This window comes from Sulfitobacter dubius, from assembly GCF_027214245.1.
Lineage (GTDB): Bacteria > Pseudomonadota > Alphaproteobacteria > Rhodobacterales > Rhodobacteraceae > Sulfitobacter > Sulfitobacter dubius_A.
This window is the reverse complement of sequence record NZ_JAPWHM010000054.1, coordinates 1-247: the sequence shown is the minus strand read 5'-3', so window position 1 is coordinate 247 and position 247 is coordinate 1. Positions and strand designations below refer to the sequence as shown.

The window sequence follows — 247 nt, the reverse complement described above, 5'->3', positions numbered from 1 at the left end:
TGTCTGAATAATTGCCGATAAGATAACGTGCATTGTTCAGCTCAAGCTCTTGCGGCAATTCACACTCTACTTCTACATCATAATAGTTATTCAAACACACCAAAGTCTGTGTAGCGCTGCGTCTTTGATAAGCAAAAATGGCTTCATGCTCGTGCAGTAAGTCTTGATAGTTACCGTCGGTAATAACGGTAATCTCCTTTCTCAACTGAATTAACTTTTGATAGTAATAAAATACCGAATCCTCATC

1 protein-coding gene is annotated in these 247 nt (G+C 38.5%); it reads right to left on the bottom strand.

What is annotated here, in order from left to right:
• On the bottom strand, window positions 1-247 hold a 247-nt coding region (locus O4H31_RS19580), incomplete at both ends, for an alpha-glucosidase C-terminal domain-containing protein (RefSeq protein WP_331283710.1).